General features: G+C 62.6%; 12 protein-coding genes and 1 tRNA gene. 6 read left to right on the top strand and 7 right to left on the bottom strand.

Annotated features, from left to right (window positions below; genetic code table 11):
• Nucleotides 1–195 precede the first annotated feature (195 nt).
• The gene (locus BRAD3257_RS41650; RefSeq protein ID WP_283809926.1) at nt 196–324 is read left to right on the top strand and encodes a hypothetical protein; all 129 of its coding nucleotides are present in this window, start codon (nt 196–198) and stop codon (nt 322–324) included.
• A gap of 166 nt (nt 325–490) precedes the next feature.
• Nucleotides 491–1,390, top strand: coding sequence for a universal stress protein (locus BRAD3257_RS02430; RefSeq protein ID WP_122406333.1), 900 nt, complete (start codon nt 491–493; stop codon nt 1,388–1,390).
• A gap of 664 nt (nt 1,391–2,054) precedes the next feature.
• Here BRAD3257_RS02430 and BRAD3257_RS02425 read toward each other — a convergent pair.
• Nucleotides 2,055–3,062: a PAS domain S-box protein gene (locus BRAD3257_RS02425; RefSeq protein WP_122400502.1), complete on the bottom strand. Its 1,008-nt coding sequence runs from the start codon at nt 3,060–3,062 to the stop codon at nt 2,055–2,057.
• A 109-nt stretch (nt 3,063–3,171) separates the two neighbouring features.
• On the opposite strand from BRAD3257_RS02425, the gene BRAD3257_RS02420 reads away from it, so the two are divergent.
• Nucleotides 3,172–3,468: a hypothetical protein gene (locus tag BRAD3257_RS02420; protein WP_122400501.1), complete on the top strand. Its 297-nt coding sequence runs from the start codon at nt 3,172–3,174 to the stop codon at nt 3,466–3,468.
• Nucleotides 3,469–3,795: 327 nt separating this feature from the next.
• A complete protein-coding gene (locus BRAD3257_RS02415) occupies nt 3,796–5,001 on the top strand; it encodes an integrase core domain-containing protein (protein ID WP_122400437.1) in 1,206 nt (401 codons plus the stop codon).
• Between the two features lie 308 nt (nt 5,002–5,309).
• On the opposite strand, the gene BRAD3257_RS02410 is transcribed toward BRAD3257_RS02415, so the two are convergent.
• A tRNA-Ser gene (locus BRAD3257_RS02410) sits at nt 5,310–5,399 on the bottom strand.
• A 195-nt stretch (nt 5,400–5,594) separates the two neighbouring features.
• On the opposite strand from BRAD3257_RS02410, the gene BRAD3257_RS02405 reads away from it, so the two are divergent.
• Nucleotides 5,595–5,936: a hypothetical protein gene (locus tag BRAD3257_RS02405; protein WP_122400500.1), complete on the top strand. Its 342-nt coding sequence runs from the start codon at nt 5,595–5,597 to the stop codon at nt 5,934–5,936.
• A gap of 94 nt (nt 5,937–6,030) precedes the next feature.
• On the opposite strand, the gene BRAD3257_RS02400 is transcribed toward BRAD3257_RS02405, so the two are convergent.
• Genes BRAD3257_RS02400 through BRAD3257_RS02390 form a run of 4 tightly spaced genes read right to left on the bottom strand, consistent with a single transcriptional unit; the run spans nt 6,031 to nt 10,047 of the window.
• A complete protein-coding gene (locus tag BRAD3257_RS02400; protein ID WP_162500075.1) occupies nt 6,031–7,494 on the bottom strand; it encodes a trehalose-6-phosphate synthase in 1,464 nt (487 codons plus the stop codon).
• 17 nt (nt 7,495–7,511) lie between these two features.
• Nucleotides 7,512–7,706: a hypothetical protein gene (locus tag BRAD3257_RS39185; RefSeq protein WP_145986945.1), complete on the bottom strand. Its 195-nt coding sequence runs from the start codon at nt 7,704–7,706 to the stop codon at nt 7,512–7,514.
• Nucleotides 7,707–7,736: 30 nt separating this feature from the next.
• Entirely contained in the window at nt 7,737–8,555 is an 819-nt protein-coding gene (otsB, locus tag BRAD3257_RS02395; protein ID WP_122400498.1) for a trehalose-phosphatase, read from the bottom strand.
• A gap of 4 nt (nt 8,556–8,559) precedes the next feature.
• The gene (locus BRAD3257_RS02390) at nt 8,560–10,047 is read right to left on the bottom strand and encodes an MFS transporter (RefSeq protein ID WP_162500535.1); all 1,488 of its coding nucleotides are present in this window, start codon (nt 10,045–10,047) and stop codon (nt 8,560–8,562) included.
• 181 nt (nt 10,048–10,228) lie between these two features.
• Between BRAD3257_RS02390 and BRAD3257_RS02385 the strand changes: the two genes are divergently transcribed.
• Complete coding sequence (locus tag BRAD3257_RS02385; RefSeq protein WP_122400496.1) at nt 10,229–10,648, top strand: DUF3175 domain-containing protein; 420 nt, start codon at nt 10,229–10,231, stop codon at nt 10,646–10,648.
• Between the two features lie 40 nt (nt 10,649–10,688).
• Here BRAD3257_RS02385 and BRAD3257_RS02380 read toward each other — a convergent pair whose 3' ends face one another.
• On the bottom strand, nt 10,689–12,722 hold the full coding sequence (locus BRAD3257_RS02380; protein ID WP_122400495.1) for a methyl-accepting chemotaxis protein: 2,034 nt from the start codon (nt 12,720–12,722) through the stop codon (nt 10,689–10,691).
• Nucleotides 12,723–12,729: the final 7 nt, after the last annotated feature.

The following is a 12,729-nucleotide window of genomic DNA, read 5'->3' as shown; positions in this document are numbered from 1 at the left end:
CCGATCGTTGGGCCGTCGCCGGCCTGATTATGCGGATGCCATTCAGAGATCTGCGGCATCCCAAACAGAGGACGTGATGACCAAAGTGCGACCAGACATTCAGGAGAACCGGCTGCAAATCGGCATGTGACCCGGGCGATTTTGTATCGCCCGGGCGCGGCAACTCAACGATTCTGACCAAGCCGGGAGTTCTTCATGTCTGTCTTTTTGGCACTGCTGGTTCTGACCTCGTGGATCCTGTTCATCTGGATTTACGACCCCGACGGGTTTCGGGCGGCATTCGCTCGCCGTCCGCCGCCGATGCCGCATGACCCGGAAAGGTGACGCTGGAAGGTGCTTTGTCACCTGACGGTTTTGACCGCGACCCGCTACCGCGCTCTTCATCTCAGGGCGCCCGCGCGTTGCCGCGTCATGAGCCGGCCTTGAAGCAATCGAATCGCCGGCCTTGCCGAAAAGACGCGGCGCGGTCGGCCAGTACAAGGGTTCTGACATGATCATCGTCGCTGCGACGGATTTCTCTACGCGTTCCCATCGCGCCCTGCGGCAAGCCGGCCTTCTGGCCCGCGCTCGCCGCGCCGAGCTGCACCTTGTTCACGTCGTTGATGAAGACCAGCCGGACGATCTGGTTCGCATGGAAGAACGGGAGGCCCAGCGGGTGCTGGTGGAGCAGATCGGGTCCATGCCCGAGCTGCATGACGCGCGCTGTCATCCGATCGTGATCACGGGTCACCCCTTCGACGGAATCTTGCGCGCGAGCGCCGCGGTCGGCGCCGATCTCATCGTGATGGGGGCCCATCGCAAGCAGTTTCTGCGCGACATCTTTACAGGGACCACTATCGAGCGTGTCGTTCGCGGAGGAAAGTATCCCGTGCTGATGGTGAACAACGAGGCGCAGCGGCACTACGAACGGGTTCTGGTGCCAGTCGACATGTCGGAGACATCTGCCGACGCGATCCGCTTCGGTCTGTCCGCCGGGTTTTTGGAAGACGGCTCGACGCTCCTTCACGCCTTCTCGCCGGTGGCTAAGAGACGATTGCTCAGCTCTGGTGCGAGCTCCGACGTCATCAGTGGATATGTCGATAGCGAGCGTCACGGAGCGATGGAGGAAATGAGCAGTTTTCTCGTCGCCAATGAGTTCGGCGCCCGCCGATGGTCGCTTAGGGTCGACGAGGGCGCTCCCATGCAGGTGATCGCGCGTGCGGTTGCAGAGAAGCGACCCGACATGCTCGTGATGGGTACGCACAGCCGATCCGGGCTGCTTCGCGCGTTGATCGGGAGTGTGACGGAAGAAGTTCTTCGCTCCCTGAACGTGGACGTTCTGGTGGTTCCTCCCACCGGTCCTGACCTCAGACCTTCAAAGACGGCCACCGCTGCCTGTTCTGACGGCTGACGGGAAAAGACTTTCGGATCGCCTGGAGAGACCGGGGCCGCATCCAGCACTAAAGCATGATCCGGAAAAGTGCGAAGCGGTTTTCCGGAAAGATCATGCGTAAACAACAAGCTAAAGCGCGATGACGATTCATCCAAATCTCATCGCGCTTTAGGGCGCGGCATCCTCCCACACAGCAAGCATGACATCCGCAGGCATTCGCACGTCCGCGGATCGCCATGTAGCACCACGGCTCGCGCCCTCCCGAGATGACTTACCGGCATCTTCGCCCGGGGTCGCGGACAGACGATTTCAAACACTTAGTAACGGGGCCGCCTGTCGCCAGAGAACCTCGGCGCCAAGTGCCGAATAACGCAAAAAGCGAGCGGAATTGAGGTTTGTGCCTCGGAGCCACCACCTGCCGGCTCTCGGGCGACGAGCCACGTGATTGGGCTCATTACAATCCCCTGCAGCGATTATACTCGCGGCGAATCCCAACACGTAAACTGAGCGCGAGGCCCGCTTTGGGTAAGCGGCGGTCGAAGTGAGCACAGCGTGCGTCCGGTCTAGCCGCGATAGCCGACACCACAATGGCCGCGCCTTGTTCGGCCAAGGGCCATAAGCGGCAGCCGATGCTCATTGGGAGGCGATCAATTCTCTCTACCCGCCGGGATCAGTTGCGGCCTCAGAGCGGGACCATAATTTCGCAGACAAGTCCCTCTTTGTGCCAATCAAAGCGGACCGTCCCCTTCAAGTGGCTGATCATTCCTTCAATCATACCGACACCAACGCCGTTCTGGGTCGGTTGCTGCACGTCTGGACCACCTGTCTCAGTCCAGAACAGGTATAGTTTGCCGTCAGCCTCCTGCGACCATTGCAGGCTTAATTGGCCCTTGGGCTGGGACAAAGCACCGTATTTTGCAGCGTTGGTGGCCAGCTCGTGCAACGTCATGGCAATTGCCTGAGCGATGCCGGGCTCTAGTAGAATTTGCGCTCCGTCTATGAGCACCCGCTTCCCACTTTGGGAATATGGAGCCAGTTCCTGTGTCGCGATCGCGGATAGCTCGGCACCGATCCAGCGTGTCGCGACAAAAAGTGAGCACACTTTCTCAAGCGCTTCGATGCGTCCAATGATTATTTCTTTGAGATCTTCCGGCGAGTCTGATTGAGAACGACTAACCACCGCCCGAATGGTCGCAAGCAGGTTCTTGCTGCGGTGCTCGGCCTCCCGCGCCAATGTCGTGATCAGCTCCTGATTCCTCTTCTGCTCCGTAATATCTCTCGCGATCTTTGATGCACCGACAATCTTGCCATGGTCATCTTTGACAGGAGAAACGGTCAACGAAATTACGATCAAGCTGCCATTCTTGCGTTGCCGAACCGTCTCAAAATGGTCGATGCGCTCACCTCGTCTGATGCGCGTGAGAATCTCGCGCTCTTCGCTCTGCCGGTCCTGAGGGATTACAATTGTAATGGGTTGGCCGATCGCCTCGCCGGCCGAGAAGCCAAATATACGCTCGGCACCTTTGTTCCAGCTTGTAATAATGCCATCGAGATTCTTGCTTACAATCGCGTCGTCACTGGACTCGACTATCGCGGCCAGGAAGCGCAACCGCTGCTCACTTTCGCGAAGCGCAGTTTCGACTTCTCTCGTCTCCTTGCTGGGAGACTTGCGTTCAATTTGTCCGCCCACAGTGCACCTCCAGGTACGCTTCGCTGCGACAGCCTAGCCCCTTTTTGCGAATTGAAAGGATCGCAATGGTGTGTTCGAAGGCAGCGTTCTGGGACCAGGAGCAAAGTAGATGCCGAAGTTTTACGTTCAGACATACGCCAAGGTCCATATCGGCGAAATCGAGGTAGAAGCAAATAGCTACCACGAAGCGGCTGCAAAGGCCGACCTGATCGTACAGAAAGATTACCTGCAGGATAAGGGTGACGAAGGCAAGCTGATCACCGGTCAGTACCTCGAGATCGAAGAGGCGGAGCTTCACCTAGGTGACCCGGACAGCGCCTACGACAACACGCGATTTCTCGAGCTGTCGACCTCCAGTGGTCCGGACGAAAATTCGCGAAGCTCCGTAGTCATATTCCAAGCTTGAGATCGCCGGAGGAATCTTCCCAGGTCCTCTGGCGTCAGCGACCCCTGATTATCCAAGACATCCAGGGACTGGTTACGTCAGGCGCACCCTGGCTTAAGTTTCTGAAAGCGAAACGATAGTGATCGGTCCCGGTCAGCTCTTTCATGCTGCCGGCTGCGGAGGCCGCTTGTTCAAATCGACCGAAGCGAAAAGCAAGAAAACGGCCGAATTTTTGGCCTGTCTGCAGCTCTAAGTACGAGATCATTTTTGAGCGGCCCGAGACATAGGTGACAGAACGTACCGGGCACATGGGTTACACTTTCCGCTTTTGTTCTGCGGGAGGTGTGGATGCCGTGGAAAGCGAGTTCGGTAATGGAGGAGCGCCTTCGCTTTGTCGCCCGCCTGTTGGACGGGGAAGCCATGACGGATGTCTGCCGGGAGTTCGGCATCTCCCGTAAGACCGGCTACAAGATTTTCGATCGCTACAAGGAACATGGCCTGGAGGCGCTGAGCGACCGCTCCAGGCGGCCGGTTCGCTACGCCAATCAACTGCCGGCCCAGATCGAGACGCTGATTGTCCAGCTCAAGGCCGAGAAGCCGCATTGGGGGGCCCGCAAGATCCGCGAACTCCTGGTGCGACGGCTCGACGGCGATGTCCGGGTGCCGGCCAAAAGCACCATTCATGCGGTGCTCGATCGCCACGGCCTGGTCAGGCGGGGCGGCGGGCCGCGCCATCGCGCGCGCGGCACGTCGCTATCGCAAGGGACTGCCCCGAACGATGTCTGGTGCGCCGACTTCAAAGGCGAGTTCAAGCTTGGCAACAGCCATTACTGCTTCCCGCTGACCGTCAGCGATCATGCCGCGCGCTTCCTGCTGCTGTGCGAGGCGCTCGACTCCACGCGCGAGGAGCCTGCCATGACCGCCTTCGAGCGCCTGTTCCGCGAGCGCGGCCTGCCGCTTGCCATTCGGTCCGACAATGGCGTGCCGTTTGCCAGTCCCAATGCCTTGTTCAATCTTTCCAAGCTCTCGGTATGGTGGCTCCGCCTCGGTATCGCCATCGAGCGCATCAAGCCAGGTCATCCGCAACAAAATGGCCGGCACGAGCGCATGCACCTCACCCTCAAGAAGGAGGCCACCAGGCCGCCTGGCTTCAACAGCCTGCAACAGCAGGAGCGCTTCGATGCCTTCGTGCACGAGTTCAATACCGAGCGCCCCCACGAGGCGCTCGGCATGAAGTGCCCTGCCGAGGTCTACACGGCCTCAGCGCGGGCCTATGCCGGCCTGCCGGAGTTGAGCTATCCCTTCCACGACCGCGACGTCGTCGTCACTGCCTGCGGCCGCCTCTGCCTGCATCGCAAGAGGATCAACATCTCAACCGTCCTGGCTGGCCAGAAGCTCGGCATCAAGGAGGTCGACGAGGGCATCTGGCTCGTCAGCTTCATGCATTACGATCTCGGCTATTTCGATCTCGAACAGAAGACCTTGCAACCTCTCGACAACCCGTTCGGTCCGAGGCCCATCACCGATGTCCCCGCCACGACCACGGCGCCCTGACGGAGACGCGCTCTTGTGCATTCTTGGCATGGAAGGCCACTTGCTTGGCTCCGCTGTCGCGGTCAACCCCCGAAGCCCGAAGGGGCGCGGCACGCGCGGGGTTGACGGCGATAGCGCGAGCCGAGCAAAAATAGCCGTGCCATGAATGCGTCACGCTGAAATGCAGCAGATTGCAGGCCATCTCAATTTGAAGCGAACTTGGAGCAGATGACTTTGAAACCCCGCGACAACCCGATCGGCACGAGGTTGTCACCCATCTCTTAGGTACGTTTCGTTACCCATGTCTCCGGGCCGGACATTTTGCCGGCTGGCGGAGAGAGTGGGATTCGAACCCACGGTACGGTTTCCCGCACACACGCTTTCCAAGCGTGCGCCTTAAGCCACTCGGCCATCTCTCCAGAGCGCCCTCTCTTGAAGGGGCGCCGATGATTTTGCAAGGGATCGCGGGGAAATCGAGCGATTTTTCCGCAACTTATTGTATTTACAGGATAATATCTGGTCTCCACACGTGCCTTGGCACGCCTGCCGGCTGAACCGCAGGCGGGTTTGGCGCGACGATTCACGGGAAGCCGCCAAACACCACCGGGCACGCCATGACCATCTGCAAGACCATCGCCGCCCTGAGCCTGATTTCGGCCCTCGGCTCCGCCCTCGCCGCCCCGGCCCTGGGGCAGATCTGCACCCGGCAAGGCGTCGACGTCAGCTGCGACGACGGGCGGCGCGGGGTGCTGTCGGGGAATGCCATCATCTGGGCGGACGGCACCCGCTCGAGCTCGACGCCGCATCAGAGCGTGATCATCGGCAACAAGAGCTCGGTGCATGTCGGGCCCGGCGTGTTCGTCGGCCAGGGCAAGGGCGTGGTGCCGCTGGACGATCCCAACGCGCCGAACAAGCGGCAATGCGCGATCCTGGATGGCGTGTCGTATTGCTATTGAGGAGGCGCCGCGAATCCGACTGTCACCGTCCTTGCGGAAACAGGCCCCTCACCCCGACCCTCTCCCCGTAAGAACGGGGCGAGGGCGAAGAAAGTCAAATCAAACGCACCCCTGATATCGCCGACCTCAGCCAGCGCAGCGCCTGCGGCGGCTGGGCTGCGAGTGGGGCGACGGCGGCCTTTTCGGTGCGGCACTTCTCGAGCCCGGCAACGAAATCGGCGGACCATTGCTGGATGGTGTGGCCGCGCAGCTTCTTCATCATCGCGTCCCAGCGCATCTTGCGCTCGGTGAGCGGCATGGCGGCGGCGATCGCGATCGCGCGGGCCATGCCGTCGATGTCGTGCGGATTGACCAGCAGTGCGGCGTCGAGCTCGTTGGCCGCGCCGGCGAATTTCGACAGCACCAGCACGCCGGGATCGGCCGGGTTTTGCGCGGCGACATATTCCTTGGCGACGAGGTTCATGCCGTCGTGCAGCGGCGTCACGACGCCGATCTGCGCGGCGCGGTAGAGTCCCGCGAGCACGGCCTGGCTGAAGCCTTTGTTCAAATAGCGGATCGGCGTCCAGTCGACCTCGCCGTGGCGGCCGTTGACGTCGGAGACGAGGCGCGCGACCTCGTTCTGGAGATTGCCATAGGCCTCGATGCCGCCGCGCGAGGGGTTGGCGATCTGGAGCAGCGAGATGCTGCGCGCAAACTGCGGGTGCTCGGTCCAGAGCCTGTCGAACGCGCTGATGCGATTGACGAGACCCTTCGAATAGTCGAGCCGGTCGACGCCGATCGCGAGCCGCTCGCCGTTGAGGCTGCGGCGCAGGCGCGACACGTCAGGATGCGAGGCCGATTTTGCGGCATAGGCAGCGAACTTCTCCGCATCGATGCCGATCGGAAACACTTCGCAGCGCGTGCGCCCGTGCTGCGAGATCGCAATGCCGTCCTCGATGGCGAGACCGAGTTCGCCACCGACATAGCCGAGAAAATTCTGGCGATCTTCCTCGGTCTGGAAGCCGAGCAGATCGTAGGCCAGCATCGCCGTGATCAGCTCACGATGGTTGGGCACGCCCTGGATCACCGCGGCGACGGGCCACGGCGTATGCAGGAAGAAGCCGATCGGATCATCGACGCCGAGCTCGCGCAGCTCGGCACCAAGCGCGAGGAAATGATAGTCCTGCACCCAGAACGCGGTCTTGGGTTTTCGGAAGCGCAGCAGGGCCCGCGCCATGAAGGCATTGACCTCGCGATAGCTGACATAGTCCTCGCGCGAGACGCGGATCAGATCGCTGCGCGAATGCAGTGCCGGCCACAGCGCGGAATTGGCGAAGCCTTCGTAATAACCGCCGTAATGCGCCGCCGGCAGATCCAGCGTCGCAATCGCGCCCGTCCCGAGCGCCTCGATCTCGGCGAAGGGTTCCTTCTGATGGCCATCACGCACCCGGCCGGAGGAACCGACCCAGATCGCACCAGAATGTTCCACCACGGGAAGCAGTGCCGCCGCAAGGCCGCCCGTCATGGGCTCGTTGGGTTTGCCGCGGGCGACGCGATTTGAAACGACGATCAAGTTCACAGGTCGTCCCCTCCTGTTCATTCCACCGCGTTTAACTGCCGTTCATCAATATGGTTCCGGATCATCGTTTCAACCAATTGAAACCAAAATCGGGCGCGTGCGTTGGAACTGGCTTCGCTTGCGGAACCCGGCAAATTTCGCCGCCAAAACAGCTTTTCCGTTTCTGTTCCGCAGCATTCATTGCGCCGCGCAATGCGCTGCGCTGAATGCATTCGTGTCTGTAAGGTGGCGCTGCCTTGGTTTCACCTCGGATCGAGCAGGCGCGCAAGGAACGCACGCACATCGCTCGGCGCGTCGAAGTGGCCGTTCACGCCCATGGCGCGGCGGCCGACCGAGAAGGCGAGCCCGTCCATGTCGGGCATGATCGCAAACACCGTTTCATCGGTGACGTCGTCGCCGATGAAGAGCGGGCGTCGTCCGCTGAACGGCTCGTGCTTCATCAATTCGCGCACACCGCTCGCCTTGGTGAAGCCGGAATGCTTGATCTCGCAAACGAATTTGCCCGGCAGCACCTCGATCGGCGCGTTGGGCAGATCGGCGCGGATCAGCGAGACGGATTCGTAGATCGCCTTCTCCGCATGCGGCGCAAGGCGGTAATGCAGCGCGAGCGAATAGCCCTTGTCCTCGAGCAGGATGCCAGGGCTCAGCTTGGCGATGGCGGCCAGGCGCCGCTTCAGCTCCTTGTCGAGCGGCGGCGCGTGGACATCATCCGCTTCACTGTCCACCGACAGCCGCATCTCCGCGCCATGGCCGGCGACGGCGCGGAATACATCGGGCGCGAAGATCAGGTCGATGTCGTTGAGCGAGCGGCCGCTGACCAGCGCCAGCGCTCCGGAGGTGCGCTCGGTCAGATGCTTCAGCGTTTCCGACAGGCCCGGCGGCACCCACACCTCGCGCGGCGTCGGCATCAGGTCGAGCAGCGTGCCGTCGATGTCGAGCAGGATGGCGATTTCATCGAGATGCGGCACCAGCGCATGCGGCACCGGCACCGTTTCCGGCGTATCGTCATCCCGCATGGTGCGCTTCTGCTCCAACGTCATTTCCGCAAGTTCCGATTTCATCAGTCTACTCCATAAAGGCGAGCGGGCGCGCGACGTGTTCGAGCGATTTGCGTTCCGCGGAGACGGCATAGCGCCACGCCACGATCGCAGCCGCGATCATCAGGACTGCCCCCAGCAGATAGCCGGCGAACACGCTGTTGCGTGATCCCGTGTCGATCAGCGCGCCGAACAGCGCCGGCCCGATCACGCCGCCGATGCCGGTGCCGACCGCATAGAACACCGCGATCGCCAGCGCGCGAACTTCGAGGGGAAAGGTCTCGCTGACGGTGAGATAGGCCGCGCTCGCGGCGGGCGATGCAAAGAAGAAGATCACCATCCAGGCGATGGTCTGCCCCTGCGCACTGAGCACGCCGATCGTGAACAGATAACCCGAGAGCGCCAGCAGCAGCCCGGAGACACCGTAGGTGAACATGATCATAACGCGGCGGCCGAGCGTGTCGAACAGGCGACCGAGCAGCAGCGGTCCGAGGAAGTTGCCGGCGGCGAAGGGCAGCAGGTACCAGCCGACATGATCGGCGCTGATCCCGTAGAAATCGGTCAGCACCAGCGCGAAGGTGAAGAAGATCGCGTTGTAGAAGAACGCCTGCGCGCTCATCAGCACGAGACCGACCAGCGCGCGCTGACGATAGGCGGAAAACAGCGTATGCACGACTTCGCGGATCGGCGTGTGATCGCGCATCTTCAGCCGGACCGTTGTAAAGCGCTCCTCACTCGCATCCTGGTCGCGTCCGATCACCGAACGCTCGATGTCGTCGACGATCGCGTGGGCCTGGTCTGGCCGCCCGTGGATCATCAACCAGCGCGGACTTTCCGGGATCCACATCCGCATCAACAGCACGACGAGACCGATGGAGGCACCGATGAGATAAGCCAGGCGCCAGCCGAGATCGGGGCCGGTTACGGCGGGATCGAGCAGCACGATAGCCGCCACCGCGCCCATCGCAGCACCGATCCAGAAGCTGCCGTTGATGACGAGATCGGTCCAGCCGCGATAGCGCGCCGGCACCAGCTCCTGGATGGTCGAATTGATCGCGGTGTACTCGCCGCCGATGCCGGCGCCGGTGAGGAAGCGGAATAGCGCGTAGCTCGCGACATCCCATGACAGCGCGGTCGCGGCCGTAGCCGAGAGATAGAGCGCAAGCGTGATGAAGAACAGCTTCTTGCGGCCGATGCGGTCGGTGAGCCAGCCGAAGCCGAGTGCACCGAGCACGGCGCCGGCGAGATAGGCGGAGTTGGCGATGCCGAGATCGAGATTGGAGAAATGCAGCGACGGGCTCTGCTTCAGCGCGCCGGAGAGCGCACCCGCCAAGGTCACTTCGAGCCCGTCGAGAATCCAGGTGATGCCGAGCGCCAGCACGACGCGGGTATGAAAGCCGCTCCACGGCAGCGCGTCGAGCCGCGAGGGAATGCTGGTCTCGACGATACGGTCGGTGGCGGTCGCCGCCGGGACTACGGGTGCATAGTTCAGCGCTGGGTTCTGCTGCAATTCCATCGGGTTGTTGCGTCTGATCAATGGAAGCGGCCCCGCTTCACAGGCCGTGGACGGGTCGGTCCGATCATGGGGGTGCGGCATTCTGCCTGCCACCTGCGACAACGTTTGCGATGAGGCCCGGTTCCCTCGGGAACAGTCTCGAAGCACACCCGTTTCCGATTGAGCTCCAAGGAGTTGACGCATGGCTCAGGTCAGAAAGACGACACATTCACGCAAGACAGGCGCACGCAAGACAGGCGCACGAAAGACAGGCGCACGCAAGACAGGCGCGCGCAGCAGCGCGCGTCGCAAGGTGAGCACGACGCGCAAGAGGTCAAGTCGTCGTGCAGCACCGAAGCGCTGGTCGCAACGGGTGACGCAGGAGAGCGACGCGCTCGATCTCAAGCGCGGCGTGTTCAAGTTCAAGGATCCCAAGAAGATCGCGGCCTCGCTGAAGCGCTCGGCCGAGCACAGTCGGCGCCGCAAGGCCGGCGCCTATCGCTCCGCGCTGTCGATGCTGACGTTCTACATCAACCGCGCCGGCAAGACGCTGCCGAAAACGCAGCGGACGCGGCTGGAACGGGCCAAGGGAGAGCTGAAGCGGGCATTCGGGAAAGAGTGAGACGCGCGCTTTTTCTCCCCTGTCGTCCCCGCAGTGCGCCCTACGCCGCCCGGATATTCGCCATGAAGCGGTCGAGCTCGGCGCGCAGACGGGTGCTTTCGCTCGACAGCGTCTTGGCCGAGTTCAGCACCTCTTCCGAAGCCGAGCCGGTCTCGGCGGCGCCGCGGTTGACCTCGCCGATGTCGGTGGCTGCGGCCTGGGTGCCCTGCGCGACGGTCTGGACGCTGCGGGCGATCTCCTGCGTCGCGGCGCCCTGCTGCTCGACCGCGCTCGCGATCGAGGTCGAGATCGACGAGATCTGGCCGATGGTCGCGCCGATCTCCTTGATCGCGGCGACCGATTCGGCCGTGGCGCCCTGCATGCCCGTGATGTGCGAGGAGATCTCGTCGGTCGCCTTCGCGGTCTGGCTCGCCAGTGACTTCACCTCGCTCGCGACGACCGCAAAGCCACGGCCGGCTTCACCGGCGCGGGCCGCCTCGATGGTGGCGTTGAGCGCGAGCAGGTTGGTCTGCTCGGCGATCGCGGTGATCAGCTTGACCACCTCGCCGATCTGCTGGGCGGCATGCGACAGCTTGCCGATGCGGCCGTCGGTCTCCTTGGCCTGCATCACGGCGGCTTCGGCGATGCGGCTGGAGTCACGGACCTGGCGGCCGATCTCCTCGACCGAGGCCGAGAGCTCTTCCGTCGCGGTCGCCACCGACTGCATGTTGGAGGAGGCCTGCTCGGAAACGCCGGCGACCTGGCTCGACAGGCTCTGCGTGGTCTCGGCGGTGCGCGTCAGCGTGGAGGCCGCCGATTCCAGCTGCACGGCCGAGGCCGAGACGTTGGAGACGATGGCGCCGACCGCGCTCTCGAAATCCTCGGCAAAGCGGATCAGCTCGGCGCGACGCGCGGCGGCCTGCTCCCGGTTCTGGACTTCGCTGGCGGCGGCATCGCGCTCGGCCTTGGCCACCGCCTGAACCTTGAACTCCTCGACCGCGCCGGCCATCTCGCCGATCTCGTCCTTGCGCCCCAAACCCGGCAGCACGACGTCGAAATTGCCCGAGGCAAGCTCGCGCATCGCCCTGCACATAGCGATCATCGGACGCGAGATGCCATTGCCGAGCCACAAGGCCAGCACGGTGCCCACGGCCAGCCCGCCGAGCGCCAGCATCAGCATCAGCTGCTCGGTCTCCCCGATCGTCGCATTGGCGCTCGCCTCGATGCGTTGCTGATCGGCGGTCAAATCCGAACGCAGCTCGGCCGAGTGCTTGAGGATGGTCGCCGCCGTCTTGGTCATCTCGCCGTTCAGCTTGACGATGACCTTCACGTTCTCGGTCAGCTTTGCGAACGAGGTGCGGTACTGCTTCAAGAGATCGCCGATCTCCTTGACGCGATCCGTGATCTTCTGGTCGTTCGCGTAGATGGAGACCAGCAGCGTCTCGAGGAACTTGACGCGGGCGATCACGCCGTCGGCGGTCTTCGGCTCCGGCTTGGCCACGAAGGCGCTGACCGAGGTGGAGACCGCGAGATATTGCGAGGTGACGTCCTTGGCCGTGGTCTGAACCGAGGCGAGGCCCGCCAGCGCAGCGGTATCGGCGAGATCGTCGAATTTGAAACGGATCTTGTTGCCGACACTGTTGAGCTCGTCGGCCGCGATCTTGTTGTTCTCGCGCGTCAGCGCGATGATCTCGCCGAAGACTTTCGTAAAGCTCTGGAACTCGACCTCGAGCTTGCCGACCTGCTCACGGCGAGCCGCGCCGGTCGTCGCCGCCATCGACTTGGCGATCGCGCTCTTCAGATTCCCTTCGGCGGCCTTGGCTGCGGTCTCGTCATCCGCCGCTCCGGTCAGGGTATAGGCCCGTGCCAGCCCCTGATAGGCGATCAGCTCGCGATCGACCGTCCGCGCCAGATCGGCTTCCGATACGCTGGTGCGGTAGGATGCCACGGCGCCTGCGATCCGCTCGAAGCCGAAATAGGCAAATGCCATGCTGATGGCGAAGATGGCGAGCACCGCGACGAAGCCGAGGATGATTTTTGCGCGAAAACGCAGCGTTGGCAGCTTCGATTGGCTCGACTTGGACGTAACCGACATTCCCCAC

The organism is Bradyrhizobium vignae (genome assembly GCF_900324035.1).
GTDB classification, from domain to species: domain Bacteria; phylum Pseudomonadota; class Alphaproteobacteria; order Rhizobiales; family Xanthobacteraceae; genus Bradyrhizobium; species Bradyrhizobium vignae.
The sequence above is the reverse complement of the archived record's forward strand: the minus strand, read 5'-3'. Positions and strand labels throughout refer to the sequence as shown.

Bases quoted from the DNA above. Each gene is read 5' to 3' on its own strand.
- BRAD3257_RS41650 (WP_283809926.1), top strand. From the start codon at position 196: ATGTCTGTCTTTTTGGCACTGCTGGTTCTGACCTCGTGGATCCTGTTC.
- BRAD3257_RS02430 (WP_122406333.1), top strand. From the start codon at position 491: ATGATCATCGTCGCTGCGACGGATTTCTCTACGCGTTCCCATCGCGCC.
- BRAD3257_RS02420 (WP_122400501.1), top strand. From the start codon at position 3,172: ATGCCGAAGTTTTACGTTCAGACATACGCCAAGGTCCATATCGGCGAA.
- BRAD3257_RS02415 (WP_122400437.1), top strand. From the start codon at position 3,796: ATGCCGTGGAAAGCGAGTTCGGTAATGGAGGAGCGCCTTCGCTTTGTC.
- BRAD3257_RS02405 (WP_122400500.1), top strand. From the start codon at position 5,595: ATGACCATCTGCAAGACCATCGCCGCCCTGAGCCTGATTTCGGCCCTC.
- BRAD3257_RS39185 (WP_145986945.1), bottom strand. From the start codon at position 7,706: ATGCATTCAGCGCAGCGCATTGCGCGGCGCAATGAATGCTGCGGAACA.
- otsB (WP_122400498.1), bottom strand. From the start codon at position 8,555: ATGAAATCGGAACTTGCGGAAATGACGTTGGAGCAGAAGCGCACCATG.
- BRAD3257_RS02390 (WP_162500535.1), bottom strand. From the start codon at position 10,047: ATGGAATTGCAGCAGAACCCAGCGCTGAACTATGCACCCGTAGTCCCG.
- BRAD3257_RS02385 (WP_122400496.1), top strand. From the start codon at position 10,229: ATGGCTCAGGTCAGAAAGACGACACATTCACGCAAGACAGGCGCACGC.
- BRAD3257_RS02380 (WP_122400495.1), bottom strand. From the start codon at position 12,722: ATGTCGGTTACGTCCAAGTCGAGCCAATCGAAGCTGCCAACGCTGCGT.